13 protein-coding genes and 2 pseudogenes are annotated in these 15,223 nt (G+C 64.2%); 11 read left to right on the top strand and 4 right to left on the bottom strand.

Annotated features, from left to right (window positions below):
- Nucleotides 1–131: 131 nt before the first annotated feature.
- From LB529_RS14695 to erpA, 4 genes are all read right to left on the bottom strand, one after another.
- Nucleotides 132–425: a hypothetical protein gene (locus LB529_RS14695; RefSeq protein ID WP_224711457.1), complete on the bottom strand. Its 294-nt coding sequence runs from the start codon at nucleotides 423–425 to the stop codon at nucleotides 132–134.
- A gap of 71 nt (nucleotides 426–496) precedes the next feature.
- Nucleotides 497–1,291, bottom strand: a complete 795-nt coding sequence (gene xth, locus LB529_RS14690; RefSeq protein ID WP_095765010.1) for an exodeoxyribonuclease III — start codon at nucleotides 1,289–1,291, stop codon at nucleotides 497–499.
- A 7-nt stretch (nucleotides 1,292–1,298) separates the two neighbouring features.
- Nucleotides 1,299–1,691 carry a VOC family protein gene (locus LB529_RS14685; RefSeq protein WP_095765011.1) on the bottom strand — a complete coding sequence of 131 codons (393 nt, stop codon included), beginning with the start codon at nucleotides 1,689–1,691 and terminating at the stop codon, nucleotides 1,299–1,301.
- A gap of 4 nt (nucleotides 1,692–1,695) precedes the next feature.
- Complete coding sequence (gene erpA / locus LB529_RS14680; protein WP_042644753.1) at nucleotides 1,696–2,043, bottom strand: iron-sulfur cluster insertion protein ErpA; 348 nt, start codon at nucleotides 2,041–2,043, stop codon at nucleotides 1,696–1,698.
- A gap of 70 nt (nucleotides 2,044–2,113) precedes the next feature.
- Between erpA and LB529_RS14675 the strand changes: the two genes are divergently transcribed.
- The 11 genes and pseudogenes from LB529_RS14675 to serS all read left to right on the top strand — a co-directional run.
- Nucleotides 2,114–3,343 carry a deoxyguanosinetriphosphate triphosphohydrolase gene (locus LB529_RS14675; protein ID WP_224711456.1) on the top strand — a complete coding sequence of 410 codons (1,230 nt, stop codon included), beginning with the start codon at nucleotides 2,114–2,116 and terminating at the stop codon, nucleotides 3,341–3,343.
- Between the two features lie 61 nt (nucleotides 3,344–3,404).
- On the top strand, nucleotides 3,405–5,162 hold the full coding sequence (gene argS / locus LB529_RS14670) for an arginine--tRNA ligase (protein WP_224711455.1): 1,758 nt from the start codon (nucleotides 3,405–3,407) through the stop codon (nucleotides 5,160–5,162).
- 103 nt (nucleotides 5,163–5,265) lie between these two features.
- Nucleotides 5,266–8,775, top strand: coding sequence for an SPOR domain-containing protein (locus LB529_RS14665; RefSeq protein ID WP_224711454.1), 3,510 nt, complete (start codon nucleotides 5,266–5,268; stop codon nucleotides 8,773–8,775).
- 133 nt (nucleotides 8,776–8,908) lie between these two features.
- Nucleotides 8,909–9,928, top strand: coding sequence for a beta-N-acetylhexosaminidase (nagZ, locus tag LB529_RS14660; protein ID WP_140840472.1), 1,020 nt, complete (start codon nucleotides 8,909–8,911; stop codon nucleotides 9,926–9,928).
- Nucleotides 9,929–9,990: 62 nt separating this feature from the next.
- A complete protein-coding gene (locus tag LB529_RS14655; protein WP_095765568.1) occupies nucleotides 9,991–10,791 on the top strand; it encodes a segregation and condensation protein A in 801 nt (266 codons plus the stop codon).
- Complete coding sequence (gene scpB, locus LB529_RS14650) at nucleotides 10,788–11,543, top strand: SMC-Scp complex subunit ScpB (RefSeq protein ID WP_224628189.1); 756 nt, start codon at nucleotides 10,788–10,790, stop codon at nucleotides 11,541–11,543. The genes LB529_RS14655 and scpB overlap by 4 nt, the downstream gene beginning before the upstream one ends.
- A 179-nt stretch (nucleotides 11,544–11,722) precedes the next feature.
- Entirely contained in the window at nucleotides 11,723–11,941 is a 219-nt protein-coding gene (locus LB529_RS14645) for a twin-arginine translocase TatA/TatE family subunit (RefSeq protein WP_027167260.1), read from the top strand.
- An 83-nt stretch (nucleotides 11,942–12,024) separates the two neighbouring features.
- Nucleotides 12,025–12,753: a Sec-independent protein translocase protein TatB gene (gene tatB / locus LB529_RS14640; RefSeq protein WP_224711453.1), complete on the top strand. Its 729-nt coding sequence runs from the start codon at nucleotides 12,025–12,027 to the stop codon at nucleotides 12,751–12,753.
- Nucleotides 12,750–13,613: a twin-arginine translocase subunit TatC gene (tatC, locus tag LB529_RS14635; RefSeq protein ID WP_224525243.1), complete on the top strand. Its 864-nt coding sequence runs from the start codon at nucleotides 12,750–12,752 to the stop codon at nucleotides 13,611–13,613. The genes tatB and tatC overlap by 4 nt, the downstream gene beginning before the upstream one ends.
- Before the next feature lie 184 nt (nucleotides 13,614–13,797).
- A pseudogene (locus LB529_RS29140) lies at nucleotides 13,798–14,484 on the top strand (serine--tRNA ligase); the annotation flags it as partial.
- Nucleotides 14,485–14,607: 123 nt separating this feature from the next.
- Nucleotides 14,608–15,219, top strand: a pseudogene (serS, locus tag LB529_RS29135) (serine--tRNA ligase); the annotation flags it as partial.
- Nucleotides 15,220–15,223 lie beyond the last annotated feature (4 nt).

Below are 15,223 nucleotides of genomic sequence, written 5' to 3'. Positions count from 1 at the left end.
AAAGGTGGCGCTGCGAAGCAGCGACGGATTGGGGGAACCACCTGGCAATCAAGCCTCGGCCTGATCAGTCGCGCCAGTCACAGAAGATGTGTGCATAGCGTAACCTGGATGGTGGGGAGATCAACGAAGCCTCAGTTCTCGGTCGGCTCCGTCGGCGTCTGGCCGGGCATCGGGGTGGAAAGCGATGTCGGGTGCGGCTTTGGCGCTTCGCCCGGACATTCGTCCTTGATCCTGGTCCAGGACGTGTTGTTGAGAACCATGTCGCAGCGGGCGAGGTAACTCTCGCCGGCCAGCGTCAGGCACGCCGTCTCGCCGACGTTGAAGGATTTGCCGTTGGCAAGACAGGTTGGCGCCGCCAGCAACGGCGCCGGCGCGGCAAGCGCCAAGGCAAGGCCGGCTGGCCAGAAAAGAAATCGGATCGCCATTCAACCCCCACAGCAAGCCGCATCAAAGACGGGATTTGTGGCGATACTGGGTCAGGGTGCCTGGCAACGTCTCAGGCGGGCTGCAGGCTGAGGTCGATGGCGACCGGCACGTGGTCGGACGGCTTTTCCCAGGCGCGGACGTGCTTTTCCACCGAGGCCGACGAGAAGCGGTTGGCGGCTTCGGGCGAGAGCAGCAGGTGGTCGATGCGGATGCCGTTGTTTTTCTGCCAGGCGCCGGCCTGATAATCCCAGAAGGTGTAGACGCCGGCCGAGTCGGTCACGGCGCGCACCGCTTCGGTGAAGCCGAGATTCTTCAGCCGGCGGAAGGCTTGCCTCGTCTGCGGCTGGAACAGCGCGTCGCCCAGCCAATTTTCGGGAAACCGAGCATCGGCGGGTTCGGGAATGACGTTGTAGTCGCCAGCCAGCACCAGCGCTTCCTCGAGCCGCAGCCGCTCCTGCGCCCAACGCTCCAGCCGCGCCATCCAGGCGAGCTTGTAGGAAAACTTCCGTTCATCGTCGACCGGATTGCCGTTCGGCAGATAGAGCGAAGCGACGCGCAAGGCGCCCTGGTCGGTGGAAAAAACGCCTTCGATGAAGCGGGCATGATCATCCGCATCGTCGCCCGGCAGGCCGCGATTGACCTCGTCGAAGGGAAGCTTCGACAGAAGAGCGACGCCGTTAAAACTCTTCTGGCCGTTGGTCTCGACATTGTAGCCCAGCGCCTCGATCTCTGCGCGCGGGAACTGGTCGTCGACAGTCTTGATCTCCTGCAGGCACACGATGTCCGGCGCGCTTTCGGTCAGCCAGTGGGTGAGGTTGCCGATGCGGGCGCGAACGCCGTTGATGTTCCAGGTGACGATCTTCATGAGGACCTCAATGCTCTTCGGGCGGCAGGCGTTCGACGAGGCCGATCGTATTGCCTGCGGGGTCCTTTAGAAAGGCCATCCATTCGCTTTCCCCCGCCGGGCCGAACCGCCCCTCGGTGTCGCGGTGGACGAGCGTCGGCGGCGCGGTGAAGGGAATGCCCGCGGCTTTCGCCTCGGCGTGGAAGGCTTCGAGGCCGGCGATGTCGAAATAGACGGTGCCGGCCGGAACGCCGTCAGTGAAGAGGAGGCGCACGTCACCGGCCATAATGAAGGCAATACCGGGCGGGTCGTAGCGAGCGTGCACGTTCAGACCAAGCACGTCGCGCCAGAAAGCAAGCGTCGCATCGAGATCGCGGCCAGCCGAGAGCGCGACCTGACGGACCGCGCCGATGGCAGGCATCGGACTATATGGAAAAGCTCGTGCCACAGCCGCAGGAGGCGACCGCGTTCGGGTTCCTGATCTGGAAGGACTGGCCCATCAGATCGTCGACGAAGTCGATCACCGAGCCGCCCATATAGACCAGCGACAGGTCGTCGATCAGGATGGTTGCGCCGTCCTTCTCGATGGCGACATCGTCATCGTTGCGGTCGCCTACCAAATCGAATTTGTAGGAAAAGCCGGAGCAGCCGCCGCCTTCGACGGAAACGCGCAGCGCCGTCTTGCCCGGTTCGCCGGAAACAATCCTGGCGATCCGCTTCGCCGCGGCATCGGTCATCTCGACCTTCATGGCAGTCTTGGCATCCGCGCCCATCGGCGTCACCTTGCTTTCGGTTTCACATGATAGGTATGAAGCGGGCGGGGCCAAGTCAACTGGTGGATCAATGGACGAGCGGCAGGGCAAGGATGCTCTCGGCGACATCGGGTTCGGCGACCGGCCGCGCGCCGTCTATGCGAGCGATCCGGCGCGCTCGCGCGGTCGCCTGTTCGACGAGCCGGAAAGCCCGACCCGCACACCGTTCCAACGCGACCGCGACCGCATCATCCATTCCACCGCCTTTCGCCGGCTGAAGCACAAGACGCAGGTGTTCGTCGCGCATGAGGGCGATCACTACCGCACGCGGCTGACGCATTCGATCGAGGTGGCGCAGATCGCCCGCGCGCTGGCACGGGCATTGCGCGGCGACGAGGATCTCGCCGAAGCCGTGGCGCTGGTGCATGATTTCGGCCATACGCCCTTCGGCCATACGGGCGAGGACGCGCTCAACGAGAAGATGGCGACCTGGGGCGGCTTCGATCACAACGCCCAGTCGCTGCGTATCGTGACGCGGCTCGAGCGGCGCTATGCCGAATTCGACGGGCTGAACCTCACCTGGGAAACGCTGGAGGGGCTGGTCAAGCACAATGGCCCGCTGACCGACGCGAGCGGGAAGGGGCTCAAGGGCCCGGTGCCGCAGGCAATCCGCGACTATTCGGAGCTGCACGACATCGAGCTCGACCGCTTCGCCGGCATCGAGGCTCAGTGTGCGGCGATCGCCGACGACATTGCCTACAACGCCCATGACATCGACGACGGCTTGCGCGCCGGCCTGCTGACGCTGGATATGCTTGGAGAGGTCGGTCTGCCCGGCTCGATCCTGGACAGCGTGCGTGCCAAATATCCTCAGCTCGACGATGTTCGCACCGGCCACGAGCTGATGCGCCGGCAGATCACGCTGATGGTCGAGGATGTCATCGCATCGACCATCGCCAATATCGAGCGGCTCAAGCCGGACAGCGCCGATGCGGTGCGAGCGGCCGGCGAGACCCTGGTGACCTTCTCGGCCAGCATGGCGGCGGCCGAAAAGGAATTGAAGGCCTTTCTCTACAAGCATCTCTACCGGCATGCGGAGGTTATGCGGGTGCGGGCCGATGCCGAACAGATCGTGCGCGAGCTGTTCGACGTCTATTTCGCCGATCCGTGCGCTATGCCCGATGGCTGGCGCGAAGGGCTCGACCGGGCCGAGGACCGCATCAAGGCGCGCAGCGTCGCCGACTTCCTGGCCGGCATGACCGACACCTATGCGCTCAAGGAACATCGGCGTCTGTTTGACCATACGCCCGATTTGAGCTAGGGCGAGCCTCGATTTTGCCGGCCATCGAGCCGGTCGCCTCTTAAAGCCCAGAGCACTTCCGATGAATATCTTCGCCGATTTCAACGCGCGGATCATAAAAGCCGTCGAAGCCCTTGACCTGAAAGACAAGGATGGAGCCGCGCCCGACCTGTCGCGTGTCGCGGTCGAGCCGCCGCGTGACGCCAGCCATGGCGACCTCGCGACCAATGCGGCGATGGTGCTGGCAAAGCCCACCGGACAGAACCCTCGCGCGCTTGCCGAAAAACTGGCCGAAGCGCTGCGGGGCGACGCTGATATTGCCTCGGCCGAGATCGCCGGGCCGGGCTTCGTCAATCTCAGGCTGAAGGACGCATTCTGGCACACGCACCTAGCGGCGTTGCTCGGCGAGGGGCGCAATTATGGCCGCTCGACCGTCGGCGGCGGCCGCAAGGCCAATGTCGAATATGTCTCGGCCAACCCGACCGGCCCCATGCATGTTGGCCACTGCCGCGGCGCCGTGGTCGGCGATGCTTTGGCCAATCTGATGGCCTTCGCCGGCTACGACGTGACCAAGGAATACGTCATCAATGACGCCGGCTCGCAGATCGACGTGCTCGGCCGCTCGGCGTTGCTGCGCTATCGTGAAGCGCTCGGCGACGATATCGGCGAGATCCCGTCCGGTCTCTATCCGGGCGACTATCTGGTCCCCGTCGGCCAGGCGCTAGCCATGGAATTTGACCGCGGCCTGCTGCAGATGCCGGAAGAGGAGGCGCTGGCGATCGTCAAGGACCGCACAGTCGACGCGATGATGGCGATGATCCGCGAGGATCTGGCGCTGCTCAACGTGCATCACGACGTGTTCTTCTCCGAGCGCACGCTGCATGCCGAGAACGCCAAGAAGATCCGGGCGGCGATCGCCGACCTGACGCTGAAGGGTCACATCTACAAAGGCAAGCTGCCGCCGCCCAAGGGCGAGAAGCCGGACGACTGGGAAGACCGCGAGCAGACGCTGTTCCGCTCGACCGCGGTCGGCGACGACATGGACCGGGCGCTGGTCAAGTCGGACGGCTCGTTCACCTATTTCGCCGCCGACGTCGCGTACCTGAAGGACAAGGTCGACCGCGGCTTCGTCGACCTGATCTATGTGCTCGGCGCCGACCATGGCGGCTACGTCAAGCGGCTCGAAGCGCTGGCGCGCGCGGTTGCCGGCGATACCGTCAAGCTCACCGTGCTGCTTTGCCAGCTCGTAAAACTGTTCCGCGACGGCGAGCCGGTCCGCATGTCGAAACGGTCCGGCGATTTCATCACGCTGCGCGAGGTCGTGGAGGAGGTCGGCCGCGACCCGATCCGCTTCATGATGCTTTACCGTAAGAACGACGCGCCGCTCGATTTCGACTTCGCCAAGGTCACCGAGCAGTCGAAGGACAATCCGGTGTTCTACGTGCAGTATGCGTCGGCGCGCTGCCATTCCGTTTTCAGGCAGGCGAGCGAGCAGCTCGGCGAGGCGAACTTCGATCGCAACCGGCTCGCGGCCTCGGTGGCTGCGCTGGCCGACGAGGGCGAGATCGCGCTGATCCGGAAGCTGGCCGAATATCCCCGGCTGATCGAATCCGCGGCGCTTTCGCTGGAGCCCCACCGGCTGGCATTCTACCTCTACGATCTGGCTTCCGGCTTCCATGCACAGTGGAATCGCGGCAACGACAACCAGGACTTACGTTTTGTTAAGGTTAACGACCGAGAATCAACTTATGCCAGACTAGGGCTGGTGCAGGCTGTTTCGGATGTTTTGACTTCCGGCTTGACGCTTATCGGGGCAGACGCGCCCATCGAAATGCGTTAGGTTTAACTAAAAAACCTGTCACCTTTTGCCCACATTGCGCTGGTAAGGGCCAACCCTGCGCGACGTCCATGGCGTCCGACTGTGTGCGAGTTCGGGAACAATAATGGCAGACAGAACCCCGCTGAAAGTAGCCGACCACAACGACATCGCCGACGATGATCCGTTCGCTGAACTGACCCGGATCATGGGTTTCGATCCGCGCCAGCCGGTGCGGCAGCCGGCCCCGGCGGCCGAGAAGGCCAATCAGGCCGTGGAGGCTGACGATTTCGACATCGACCTCGAGAAGGAGTTGATGGGCGAGTTCGACACCGTCGAGGAAAGCGCGCCGGTCGCTCAGCAGGCTGCACTGCATCAGATCAGCAAAGAGCCGGCCTTCGAGGCTGCCAGCGCCGCCGCGAATGACGACGAGCTTACCGCTTCCTTCGAGCAGGATTTCGTATTCGACGACGCGGCGGATTATGCCGACTTCGCCGTGGCCCGTGCGCCGGAGCCGGATTTTGCGCCGCAGCCGCAGGCGGCGCCCGAACCGGAAGTCGCGCCAGAGGCGCATTTTGGATCTGAGGCGCATTTCGCGCCGGTGCCAGAAGAAGCTTCCGAGCCGGAAGTCGCTTTCGACGACGATTTCGACAAGGCCGTCGCCAGTTCGCTTGATGTCTCGCCGGTCGAAGATGGTCTTGCGATCGACCGGGAAATGGCGGCTTCGCTGGACCAGGATTTCCAGCTCGACCATCACGAGCCTGCCAATCTCGACGATCAAGAGCTCGCCAACCTCGACGATCAAGAGCCGGCTGACGCGCGTCAGGACGCCGTCGAGGCCATGCAGGCCGCAAGCGAGGCGGCGTTCGACGCCGATTTCGACAACGCGGTCCAGATGTCGCTCGAAGACGAGCTGTCGTTTGAGAGCCACGAGCCGGAGCAGCATGCGCAGGCCGCCGAGCCGGTCGAAGCTCACGCAGCCGCCCCGCTGATTTCCGAGGATGATTTTGCCGGTCATTTCGATCAGGCGATGACCGATGTCGATATCAATCTCGGCCAGGATATGGATCTCGGCCAGGATCTTGGGGAGCCTGAGCCGTCGCTTGACGACGAGCCTGCGCCGGCTGTCGAGGCGCCGGCCGAGACGGCCGCCGCCGAGCCGGAGCTGGCCGCGCCCGAACCTGCCGCCGCGCTGACCCTCGATGACGATTTCGAGTTGAGCTTTCGCGATGCGTTGAACGAGGAGCCGCAAGCTCCGGCCGTCGAGCCTGTTGCCGCGCTGCAGCCGACCGTCGCCGAGGCGGCGGCTCCCGTGGTCGCCGCTCCGGTTCCGCCGAGCGCCGCCGTTGAACCCGTGAAGCCGGCCGCCAGCGAGCGCAGCCTGGAAGACGAGCTCAATGCGCTGCTTGGCGCCATGACTGCGCGGCCGATGCCGGCTGTCAGGGAGCCTGCTCCCGCGCCCCGGCTGGTTGTGCAACCTGCGAACTACGAAAGCGAGAAGACCGAGACCGACGATCTCGACTGGACTCTCGACGAGCAGCAGCCGTCGCAGAGCGGCCAGGGCGATCTGCCGGTCGAAAGCGACCTGGACGACCTGCTCGCCAGCGAGCTCGATCATCAGGATTTTGCAACCTCGGCCAAGGCAGAGCCCGCGGTCGATTTTGATGACGACGAATTCGGCGCCGCTTTCGCCCGGAGTATCGAGGCCGAGCAGGAGGCCGCCCGGGCGAAGGCAAATTCGTCCGATTGGCTGCATTCGACGAACGCCGAGCCGGCAAGGTCGTGGAGTCGCTCGACCCCGACCGCCGCTCCGCCGGTGCAGGCTTCGTTTGCTGCGCAGCCGGCAGCCTCGGCGCCGGTGCAGATGACCGCGCCTTCAGCGCCAATGCAGGTGGCGGCGCCGGCCTACCGCAGCGAACCGGCTACGGATTATTCCGCCTACGCCAAGCCGGCGCAGGCGCCTGTGCCTCCACAACACCCCCACGAGCATGATGACATGCCCGACGTCGAGACGGTCGACGTGCCGGAGCGGGTGGTCGCGCTCGCGGACGACCTCGACATTCCGGAGCTCAGCTTCGAAGAGGACCAGCCGGCCGCACCCGCATATGACGATCTCGATGCGGAATTCGCCAGCTTGCTCACCGACATGAACGCGACGGAGATCGCGTCGGCGCCGACACAGAGCCGCAGCTATGACGACGAATCCTACAATGCCGGCTTCAATGGTTATGATCGTCGCGACTTGCGTGCCGAGGCTCCGGCGGCTCCGGTGACCCCGGCTGCGCTTGCCGCCGCGAATGATTACGATGCCGATGATTTGCCCGGCAGCCGGCCGGTTTCGCAGGCGGACGAATTCGCCGCCGATGAGCTCGACTATGATCCCGAGCTCGAAGAAGCGATGGCGATCCCCGGGCTTGCCGAGCGCGAAGCGGCGCAGCCGCGCAGGCGCGGCGTGATGATCGCGGCGCTTGTCGGCGCAGTGGTGGTTTTCGGCGGCCTTGGCGCGCTGGTCTTCTCCTTCGGCGGCAAAGGCGGCAGCGCGGCCCCGGTGATCGTCAAGGCCGACAATTCGCCGATCAAGGTGAAGCCCGAAAATCCGGGCGGCACGGTGGTGCCGAACCAGGACAACAAGGTTTACGACGCGGTCGCCAAGGGCGGCGGCGCGGCCAAGCCGGCCGAGCCGGTGCAGCAGAAGCTGGTGAACACCACCGAGCAGCCCGTGGATCTGGCATCGAAGGAACCGCCGCAGAGCCGTGTGGTCGACCTTTCGCCCAACGATAACGGCGCCGCGGCCGGCACTGACGCCGCCGGCGATCCAGGCACAGCATTGCCCGGCGTCGAGCAAGCGGCTGTGCCCGCAAGCACGCAACCTGCCGCGCCCGCAAGCGCGCAGCCTACCGCGCCGGCAAGCGCGCAGCCGGCGGCACCGGCGCCGAAGTCGGAAGACCGCATCGCCCAGGTGCTGCAGCAGGATGCCGAGAACACCGCCAACAACGATGTCGTCGCCGTCGCGCCGCGCAAGGTGAAGACGATGATGGTGAAACCCGACGGCTCGCTGGTGCCGCGCGAGGACCCGGCTCCAGCCGCTGCGCCGAAGGTCGCCGCGGCCGAACCGAGCGATCCGGCGCCGCAACATGTCGCGCCGGCCTCCGACGGCCAGCAGACGGGAACCGTGGCTTCCGACGCGGGCCAGGCCGTTACGGACCAGGCCGATGCGCCGGCCGTCAAGCCGGTGAAACCCGCGAAGAAGACTGAAGCCAAGGCGCAGTCGGCCAACACGCCGGCAGTGGCGCCGGTGGCGCCGGCGCGTCCGTCCGACCAGCCGGTCGATATCGTCGGCGAGGTCAAGCCGGACCAGGTCGCTTCGATCGATCCGGCGGCGGCCGGCGGCGGCGGCTCGTGGTCGATGCAGATCGCCTCGCAGCCGACGGTCGAAAGCGCGCAGTCGACCTATCAGGACCTGCAGCGCCGCTATGGCGGCGTGCTGTCCGGCCGCACGGCCAACATCGTCAAGGCCGAGGTCGCGGGCAAGGGTACCTTCTACCGCGTCCGCGTTGCGGCCCAGTCGCGCAACGATGCGATCAGCCTTTGCACCAGCTACAAGGCGGCCGGCGGCAACTGCTTCGTATCGCGCTGATTAAATCAAGCCTATCAAAGCCGGCGCCGCCGAAAGGCCGCGCCGGCTTTTCGTTGTGGACGGTTGCGGGCTTTGGCTGGTCCGAGGGCAGGGGTGATTCCCTTTGCTCGCTCAAAGCCTTAAGCTTCCGGGCATGAGCGAATCAAAATCCATGATCCTCGGCTGCGCCGGGAAATCCCTCACAGAGGACGAAATCCATTTCTATCGGGACGAACGTCCCTGGGGCTTCATCCTGTTTGCGCGCAACATCGGCGAAGCCGGGCAGATCCGCGACCTCGTCGCCTCGATGCGCGACTGCGTCGGTCGCCCGGAGGCTCCGGTCTTCATCGATCAGGAAGGCGGCAGGGTGCAGCGCCTGCGTCCGCCGTTGGCGCCGAACTACCCGGCCGGCGGCGCGCTTGGCGCGTTATGGCGCGACGACCGCGAGGCCGGCCGCCGCGCCGCCTGGCTGATGGCACGGCTGCATGCCTTCGATCTCTCGCGCTTCGGCATCACCGCCGACTGCCTGCCGGTGCTCGATGTGCCCGTCGAAGGCGCCAGCGACGTCATCGGCGCGCGTGCCTATGGCAAGGAGCCCAACGCCGCGATCGAGCTTGGCCGGGCCTCGGCCAAGGGGCTGATGTCGGGCGGCGTGCTGCCGGTGATGAAGCATATTCCCGGCCATGGCCGCGCCTTTGCCGACACGCATTTCGCGCTGCCGACCGTCGATACGCCGCTCGATGAACTCAGACGGCATGATTTTGCCCCGTTCAAGGCGTTGAACGAGCTGCCGATGGCGATGACGGCGCATGTCGTCTACAGCGCAGTCGACCCCGACAATCCGGCGACGACGTCCGCCAAGGTCGTCGATCAGGTGATCCGCGGCGAGATCGGCTTCGACGGGCTGCTGATGAGCGACGACACGTCGATGAAGGCACTTTCTGGGGATTTCCCGACAAAGGCGGCCTCGATCCTTGCGGCCGGCTGCGATCTCGTCCTTCACTGCAACGGCGTTTTCGAGGAGATGTCGGGGATCGCGTCGCGCACGACGGCGCTGTCAGGCAAGTCTTTGCAGCGCGCCGAGCGGGCGCTGACCTATATAAAGGATCGCGACGTCGCCGACGAAACGGCCATACGCGCAGAATTCGCCACCTATTTCGAAGCGGTGGCCTGAACCGAAGGGACGAAAGGCAAGTGGCGGAGACATTGGAAGGCAAGGCCGCGAAGGCCGCACCGATGGACCGCCTGTGGGCCGAGAACGACGATTCACGCCTGACCGGCGACCCGTCGCTGGTCGTCGACGTGGCGGGTTTCGAAGGCCCGCTCGATCTTCTTTTGCATCTTGCCCGCAACCAAAAGGTCGATCTGGCGCGCATTTCTATCCTGGCGCTCGCGGAGCAATATCTGGCCTTCGTCGAAAAAGTGCGGGCGCTGAGGCTCGAGCTTGCCGCCGACTATCTGGTGATGGCGGCGTGGCTGGCTTTCCTGAAGTCGAAGCTCTTGATCCCGAAACAGCCGGGCGAGGAGGGCGAAAGCGGCGAGGAACTGGCGGCGGTGCTGCAATTCCGGCTGAAGCGCCTTGAAGCCATGCGCGACGCCTCGGCGCGGCTGGTGAACCGCAACCGCCTTGGCCGCGACGTCTTTGCGCGCGGCATGCCGGAAATGGTCATTGTCGAGAAGCGCAACAGCTTTTCGGCTTCGCTCTACGATCTGCTCACCGCCTATGCGCAGCAGCGCCAGCGGCAGGCGATCAACAATGTGACGATCGCCCGGCGCGCCGTGTGGTCGCTCAAGGATGCGCGCGAGGTGCTGGCGCGGCTGATCGGCTCGGTCGGCGACTGGACGACGCTCGACAGCTTCCTGATCGAATATCTGGCGGCGCCGGAGGAGAAGCGCACGGCGATGGCCAGTTCCTTCGCGGCGACGCTCGAGATGGTGCGCGAGGGCAAATTGGAAGTGCGGCAGGATCAGGTGTTCGCGCCGATCTATCTGCGCGGCCGCGCGCAAGGGGTAAGGGCAGTCGAGGTGGTATCATGAGCGAACGCGCCAACGCGTCGGTCATCCCGTTCAAGGTCGAGGACGAACCGGAAGACGAGGTGGCCGAGCAGGGTTCCATCGAAAACCCGGCCGAGCGGCTGCAATTGTCGGAAGCCGTGCGCATGGCCGAGGCGATCATATTCGCCAGTGCCGAGCCGGTCAGCGAAAAGCAGCTTGCCGCGCGCCTGCCGGAAGGCGTCAACATTGCCGCCGCAATGGCGGATCTGCAGGAAATCTATGCCAAGCGCGGCGTCAACCTGGTACGGGTGGGCGATGCCTGGGCCTTCCGCACCGCCGGCGACCTGGCTTTCCTGATGAGCCGGGACTCCGTGCAGCAAAGGAAGCTCTCGCGCGCGGCGCTCGAAGTGCTGGCGATCATCGCCTATCACCAACCGGTGACGCGCGCCGAGATCGAGGACATCAGGGGCGTTGAAACGTCGAAGGGCACGCTCGACACGCTGCTGGAAACGGAGTGGGTCAGGATGCGCGGGCGCCGCCGCACGCCCGGACGGCCGGTGACCTACGGCACCACCGACGCTTTCCTCGATCATTTCGCGCTGGAGGAGATCCGCGATCTGCCCGGCATGGAAGAGCTGAAGGGCGCTGGCCTGCTCTCGACGCGCATGCCGGCGAATTTCTCGATGCCGGTGCCGCCGGCCGACCCGGACGCGCTCGCCGAAGACGAGGATGCGCTGACGGATATCGACCTCGAGGAGCTCGGGCTGCTGACGCCGCGCGTCACCGACGAGTGATCATCAAATCGCCGCGAATGGTCTATTAGCAGAGCCTGCGCGGATTCGTAGCAAGCCGCTCACGCCGAAAGTGCGTGACATCCGCTAGCCATTTTATCAACTTCGTAGCGGTTGTGTTTGAATCCCCGAGCGAAAACGCATAGATCATCGCCGAGGGAAACCATTCGAGAGAGATTGTTATGGGTTCATTTTCGATTTGGCACTGGATGATCGTGCTGGTCATCGTGCTTCTGGTGTTCGGCCGCGGCAAGATCCCGGAACTGATGGGCGACATGGCCAAGGGCATCAAGAGCTTCAAGAAGGGCATGGCCGACGACGACGCCGACGACAAGCGTACCGTCGAGCATCGCGCTGACGAGACTGTTTCGCCGGCCAAGGAAAAGGTCAGCAAGAGCTGAGCTTGGTTGTTGCTTTGAGCATGCCGTTGTCCCAAAACCGCTTCGCATTTTTGGGCGGCAGGCACCCGTCGGAATAGATTGTCATGTTCGAAGTCGGTTGGAGCGAGCTGCTGGTGATCGCGGTCGTCATGATCGTGGTCGTCGGGCCGAAAGATTTGCCCAACATGCTGCGCACCTTCGGCCGCACCGCGGCGAAATTGCGCGCCATGGCCGGCGACTTCCAGAAGCAGTTCAACGAAGCGCTGAAGGAAGCCGAGCTCGACGATGTGAAGAGCTCGATCGATAGTCTTCGCGGCCTCAATCCGATGAACGAGGTGCGCAAGCAGCTCAATCCGTTCGAGCAGGCCGCGGCCGATGTGCGCGCCGGCGTCGATACGATGATGAAGCCCAAGCCGGCCGCCGATCCGGCGGCGCCGGCAGCGGAAACGCCGCAGGCCGCCGAGCCGCTCAAGAACGGTGCGACGGACCTGCCTGGCGCCGGTGGACCCGAGGCTAGCTCTGCCGCTCCAGCCTTCCCGGCCATGACCGACGCCTCCGTCACCGCACCGGTTTCTGACACCGCCGTGCCGGCCAGGCCGGCGAAAAAGGCCGTGACCGCCAAGGCAAGGACCGCCAGCACGGCGGCGAAAACGGCAGCGGCATCAAAGGCGTCGGCAGCGAAAGCGCCGGCCAAATCCTCGCCGGCTGCGGCTAAAGCCGCCGCGCCCGCCAGGAAGGTCGCGCCCAAGACTGAGACAACGCCTGCCGCGGCGAAGAAGCCGGCCGCGAAGAGGGCAACCGACGACAAGAAGATGACGGGCGGCACCAAGTGAGCGTTTCGGACAAGGAGCGGGAAGAAATCGAGAAATCGTCAGCGCCGCTGATCGAGCATCTCATCGAGCTGCGCCGCCGCCTGATCTGGTCGCTGGGCGGCTTCTTCGTCGCCTTTCTCGTCTGCTTCTTCTTCGCCAAGCGCCTGTTCAACCTTCTGGTCGTCCCCTTCAAATGGGCGACGCAGTGGGCAGGGCTCGACCCGCATAAGGTCGAGCTGATCTATACCGCGCCGCAGGAGTTCTTCTTCACCCAGGTGAAGCTCGCCATGTTCGGCGGCATGGTGATCGCCTTTCCGCTGATCGCCACGCAAATCTACAAGTTCATCGCGCCTGGCCTCTACAAAAACGAGCGCAGTGCCTTCCTGCCGTTCCTGATCGCATCGCCCATCCTGTTCCTGATGGGCGCCTCGCTGGTCTATTTCTTCTTCACCCCGATGGTCATGTGGTTCTTCCTGGCCATGCAGCAGACCGGCACCAACGACCAGGTGCAGATCTCGCTGCTGCCGAAGGTGTCGGAATATCTCAGCCTGATCATGACGCTGATCTTCTCCTTCGGCCTGGTGTTCCAGCTGCCGGTGGTGACCAGTCTTTTGACCCGCGTCGGCATATTGTCGTCGCAGGCGCTGGCCGAGAAGCGCAAATGGGCGATCGTCCTTTCCTTCGTCGTTGCGGCCGTGCTGACGCCGCCCGATCCGATGAGCCAGTGCGGCCTCGCCATCCCGACCATCATTCTCTATGAGGTCGCCATCTGGTCCTCGCGCATGATTGAACGCAGCCAGGCGCGCGACCGCCTAGCGCGCGAGCAGGCGGAGGCGGGGAGCTCTGCCGCCAGCAACACGCCGGACGCGCCGTCGGCCTAGGCCAAAGGCGTCAAGCCGGGAAAATCGCGGCTGTCGTCCTGATCGCCGTCTTGCATCGATGACGGATGCGGTTTACGCCCTCGATCCTTAAAGCGCATCGCTTTAAGTCTTAGTTTTGATGCATGTCGTTGTCCCAGAACCGCGACATACTTCTGGGCGACATGAATTGCTTTGAGGATCGACCATGCTTGATATCAAATGGATTCGCGACAACCCCAAGGCCCTTGTCGAAGCGCTGGTGAAGCGCTCGTGGCCGGCGGATGAAGCGCAGTCCACGGTCGACGACCTGGTCGCCAAGGACGAAGCGCGGCGTTCGCATCTCAGCGAATTGCAGGTCAAGCAGGAACGCCGCAACGCCGCCTCGAAGGAGATAGGCAACGCCATGCGTTCAGGCGATTCAGCGCTCGCCGAGAAGCTCAAGGGCGAAGTCAGCGAGATCAAGGCGTTCATCCAGAATGGCGAGGCGCGCGAGCGCGAACTCGACAAGGCACTGGACGACGCGCTGGCGGTTCTGCCCAACGTGCCGCTTGACGATGTGCCGGTCGGCAAGGACGAGCAAGACAATGTCGTCAAGCGCATCGTCGGCGAGGTGCCGACGCGTCCGAATTGGGTGAAGGAGCATTTCGAGATCGGCGAAGCGCTCGGCATGATGGATTTCGAGCGGGCGGCGAAGCTGTCCGGCTCGCGCTTCACAGTGCTGAAAAGCCAGCTGGCGCGCATGGAGCGGGCGCTCGGCCAGTTCATGCTCGACCTGCACACGACCGAGCATGGCTATGAGGAAGTCATCCCGCCATTGATGGTAAAAAACGATGCGATGTTTGGAACTGGACAGTTGCCAAAGTTCGAGTCGGACCTATTCGCGGCAACGCAGCTATTTTCGCATCAGCTAAAACTGGATCATTTTCGGGATCTGGTTGCGGAAACAAGTTTTGACTCTCCGCTGCACGATTTAGCCAAAACATTTGCAGCTGCACTGGATATGTCTGACCCTTACAACAGGCGCTGGCTCATCCCCACGGCCGAGGTTCCGCTGACCAACCTCGTGCGCGAAGAGATCACCGCGCATGAGAAACTGCCGCTGCGCTATACGGCGCTGACGCCATGCTTCCGCTCGGAGGCGGGGTCGGCCGGCCGCGACACGCGCGGCATGCTGCGCCAGCACCAGTTCTACAAGGTGGAGCTGGTCTCGATCACCGACCAGGAAAGCTCGCTCGCCGAGCATGAGCGCATGACTGAATGCGCCGAAGAGGTGCTGAAGCGGCTCGGCCTGCCGTTCCGCACCGTCACGCTTTGCACCGGCGACATGGGTTTCGGCGCGCGCAAGACCTACGACATCGAGGTCTGGCTGCCGGGGCAGAACGCCTATCGCGAAATCTCGTCCTGCTCGGTCTGCGGCGATTTCCAGGCCAGGCGCATGGATGCCCGCTACAAGGACAAGGACGGCAAGGGCAATCGCTTCGTCCACACGCTCAACGGTTCGGGCACCGCGGTCGGCCGGGCTCTTATCGCCGTCATCGAAAACTACCAGAATGAGGATGGCAGCGTAACCATTCCTGAAATGCTGCGGCCTTACATGGGTGGTCTCGCCAAGATCGAAGCGAAGTGACTTG

Origin of the sequence: Mesorhizobium sp. CA5 (genome assembly GCF_020165105.1) — a bacterium.
In the GTDB taxonomy this organism is placed as follows: Bacteria; Pseudomonadota; Alphaproteobacteria; order Rhizobiales; family Rhizobiaceae; genus Mesorhizobium.
Note: the sequence above shows the minus strand (reverse complement) of the source record. Positions and strands in the feature narration are given on the sequence as shown.